Consider the following 3,516-nt stretch of genomic DNA (forward strand, 5'->3'; position numbering starts at 1 on the left):
GGGCGCCCGGTAAGGCCTAGTAGGAAGAGCCCGACGCGCCCAGCGAGCCCGTGGGGTGCCAGACCGTCTTCGTTTCCAGGAACGCCGTCATGCGGTCGATGCCGGGGGTCGCCGACCAGTCGTCCACAGGCTGTGGACGGAGGACCCGCTTGAGGTTGTCGGCCGCCGCGATCTCCAGTTCCTTCGCCAGTACGTCGTCCGCGCCGGCCAGGTCGATCGCGTTGACGTCCTGGTGGGCCGCGAGGGGGGCCGCGATCTCCGCAGTGCGGCCGGAGAGGATGTTGACCACGCCGCCGGGGACGTCGGAGGTGGCCAGGACCTCGCCCAGGGAGAGGGCGGGGAGGGGGGACTTCTCGGAGGCCACCACGACCGCTGTGTTGCCCGTCGCGATCACCGGGGCCACCACCGAGACCAGGCCCAGGAAGGAGGAGTCCTGGGGGGCCAGGACCGCTACCACGCCGGTCGGTTCGGGGGAGGAGAGGTTGAAGTACGGGCCCGCCACCGGGTTTCCGCCGCCCACCACCTGGGCGATCTTGTCGGTCCAGCCCGCGTACCAGACCCAGCGGTCGATCGTCGCGTCCACCTGGTACGCGGCCTTGGACTTCGACAGGCCCTCGGCGTCGGCCACCTCGCGGACGAACTGAGCCCTGCGGCCCTCCAGCATCTCCGCCACGCGGTAGAGGATCTGGCCCCGGTTGTACGCCGTCGCGCCGGACCAGGCGCCGAACGCCTTGCGGGCGGCGACGACCGCGTCACGGGCGTCCTTGCGGGAGGAGAGGGGGGCGTTGGCCAGCCAGTTGCCCTTCCCCGCCGCGTCAGCGGCTGATGTCCTCGTGGTCACCTCGTACACCCGGCCGCTCTCGGAACGCGGGAACTTCCCGCCGATGTACAGCTTGTAGGTCTTGAAGACGCTCAGACGCCGCGCGGCGGAGCCGCTGTTTGATTCGTGCTCAGACATCGAGGTACGCCTCCAGACCGTGGCGACCGCCCTCGCGGCCGAAGCCCGACTCCTTGTAGCCGCCGAACGGCGAGGTCGGGTCGAACTTGTTGAACGTGTTGGACCAGACGACGCCCGCGCGAAGCTTGTTGGCGACGGCCAGGATCCGGGAGCCCTTCTCGGTCCAGATGCCCGCCGAGAGGCCGTACTGGGAGTTGTTGGCCTTGGCCACGGCCTCGTCCGGGGTGCGGAAGGTGAGGACGGAGAGAACGGGGCCGAAGATCTCGTCGCGGGCGATGGTGTGCGCCTGGGTGACGTTGGTGAAGAGCGTCGGGGCGAACCAGTAGCCGGACGTGGGCAGTTCGCAGGCCGGGGACCAGCGTTCGGCGCCCTCCGCCTCGCCGCGCTCGACGAGCGAGGTGATGCGGGAGAGCTGCTCCTCCGAGTTGATCGCGCCGATGTCCGTGTTCTTGTCGAGCGGGTCGCCGAGGCGGAGGGTGGCCAGGCGGCGCTTCAGGGAGTCGAGGAGTTCGTCCTGGATCGACTCCTGGACCAGGAGCCTGGAGCCGGCGCAGCAGACCTGGCCCTGGTTGAAGAAGATGCCGTTGACGATGCCCTCTACGGCCTGGTCGATCGGGGCGTCGTCGAAGACGATGTTCGCGCCCTTGCCGCCGAGTTCGAGGGTCAGCTTCTTGCGGGTGCCGGCGACCGTCTTCGCGATCTCCTTGCCGACCGCCGTGGAGCCGGTGAACGCGACCTTGTCCACGTCCGGGTGCGCGACGAGCGCGGCGCCCGTGTCGCCGTAGCCCGGGAGGATGTTGACGACGCCCTTCGGGAGGCCTGCCTGGCGACAGATGTCCGCGAAGAAGAGGGCGGAGAGGGGGGTCGTCTCGGCGGGCTTCAGGACCACCGTGTTGCCGGTCGCGAGCGCCGGGGCGATCTTCCACGCCAGCATCAGCAGGGGGAAGTTCCAGGGGATGACCTGGCCCGCGACGCCCAGGGGCCTGGGGTCGGTGCCGAAGCCGGCGTGGTCGAGTTTGTCGGCCCAGCCCGCGTAGTAGAAGAAGTGCGCGGCGACCAGGGGGAGGTCGGCGTCGCGCGTCTCCCTGATGGGCTTGCCGTTGTCCAGGGTCTCCAGGACGGCCAGTTCGCGGCTGCGCTCCTGGATGATGCGGGCGATGCGGAAGAGGTACTTCGCGCGCTCGGTGCCGGGGAGCGCGGACCACTTCTCGAACGCCTTGCGGGCGGCCTTGACGGCGCGGTCGACGTCCGCCTCGCTCGCCTGGGCGATCTCGGCGAGGACCTCTTCGGTGGAGGGGGAGACGGTCTTGAAGACCTTGCCGTCGGCCGCCTCGGTGAACTCGCCGTCGATGAACAGGCCGTACGAGGGCGCGATGTCGACGATCGCGCGGGACTCGGGGGCCGGTGCGTATTCGAATACCGATGCCATGGTGATCAGTCCACCGTCACGTAGTCGGGGCCGGAGTAGCGGCCGGTGGCCAGCTTCTGGCGCTGCATCAGCAGGTCGTTCAGGAGCGAGGAGGCGCCGAAGCGGAACCAGTGGTTGTCCAGCCAGTCCTCGCCGGCCGTTTCGTTGACCAGGACGAGGAACTTGATGGCGTCCTTGGAGGTGCGGATGCCGCCGGCCGGCTTCACACCGACCCGGACGCCGGTCTGGGCGCGGAAGTCGCGGACCGCCTCCAGCATGAGGAGGGTGTTGGCGGGCGTTGCGTTCACCGCGACCTTGCCGGTCGACGTCTTGATGAAGTCCGCGCCGGCCAGCATGCCGAGCCAGCTGGCGCGGCGGATGTTGTCGTACGTCGAGAGTTCGCCGGTCTCGAAGATGACCTTGAGGCGGGCGGTGGAGCCGCAGGTCTCCCTCACGGCGACGATCTCGTCGTACACCTTCATGTAGTCGCCCGCGAGGAACGCGCCGCGGTCGATGACCATGTCGATCTCGTCGGCGCCGGCGGCTACGGCCTCTCGGACGTCCGCCAGCTTCACGGCGAGGGGGGCGCGGCCTGCCGGGAACGCGGTGGCGACCGACGCGACCTTCACGTTCGAGCCGGCGACGGTCTCCTTGGCCACGGCCACCATGTCGGGGTAGACGCAGACCGCGGCCGTGGTGGGGGTGGTGCGGTCGGTGGGGTCGGGGTTGACCGCCTTGGTGCCGAGCGCCCGGACCTTGCCCGGGGTGTCCGCGCCTTCCAGCGTCGTCAAGTCGACCATGGAGATGGCCAGGTCGATGGCGTACGCCTTGGCGGTCGTCTTGATGGAACGGGTGCCGAGGGAGGAGGCGCGGGCCTCCAGGCCGACGGGGTCTACGCCGGGCAGTCCGTGGAGGAAGCGGCGCAGTGTGCTGTCGGACGTGGTCACGTCGGCCAGGGCGTGGGGTGCGGGTGTGGACATGGTCACCAGACGAGCATATCTACGCGCGTAGCAGCTGTACAGGGGCCTTCGGTGTTGGGCGGGGGCGCCTGGGAGCTTGGGGGTCTGTGGGTGGGGCGGGTGCGGGGTGGGTGTGGCTGGTCGCGGCTGTGCGGCGGAGCCGCATATGTCACAGTCTCGCGGTCCCCTTG

The 3,516-nt window shown here is 69.7% G+C and carries 3 protein-coding genes; all 3 read right to left on the reverse strand.

The window, feature by feature from the left end; translation table 11 throughout:
• Positions 1–16: 16 nt before the first annotated feature.
• Genes STRIP9103_RS23135 through deoC form a run of 3 tightly spaced genes read right to left on the reverse strand, consistent with a single transcriptional unit; the run spans position 17 to position 3,346 of the window.
• Positions 17–958: an aldehyde dehydrogenase family protein gene (locus STRIP9103_RS23135; RefSeq protein ID WP_009320152.1), complete on the reverse strand. Its 942-nt coding sequence runs from the start codon at positions 956–958 to the stop codon at positions 17–19.
• The gene (locus STRIP9103_RS23140; protein WP_009320156.1) at positions 951–2,387 is read right to left on the reverse strand and encodes an aldehyde dehydrogenase family protein; all 1,437 of its coding nucleotides are present in this window, start codon (positions 2,385–2,387) and stop codon (positions 951–953) included. Before STRIP9103_RS23140 ends, STRIP9103_RS23135 begins: the two co-directional genes overlap by 8 nt.
• A 5-nt stretch (positions 2,388–2,392) precedes the next feature.
• Complete coding sequence (gene deoC, locus STRIP9103_RS23145) at positions 2,393–3,346, reverse strand: deoxyribose-phosphate aldolase (protein WP_048820813.1); 954 nt, start codon at positions 3,344–3,346, stop codon at positions 2,393–2,395.
• Between the last annotated feature and the right edge of the window lie 170 nt (positions 3,347–3,516).

This window comes from Streptomyces ipomoeae 91-03 (genome assembly GCF_000317595.1).
Lineage (GTDB): Bacteria > Actinomycetota > Actinomycetes > Streptomycetales > Streptomycetaceae > Streptomyces > Streptomyces ipomoeae.

Coding starts and splice junctions, on each gene's coding strand:
- STRIP9103_RS23140 (WP_009320156.1), bottom strand. CDS start 2,387: ATGGCATCGGTATTCGAATACGCACCGGCCCCCGAGTCCCGCGCGATC.
- STRIP9103_RS23135 (WP_009320152.1), bottom strand. CDS start 958: ATGTCTGAGCACGAATCAAACAGCGGCTCCGCCGCGCGGCGTCTGAGC.
- deoC (WP_048820813.1), bottom strand. CDS start 3,346: ATGTCCACACCCGCACCCCACGCCCTGGCCGACGTGACCACGTCCGAC.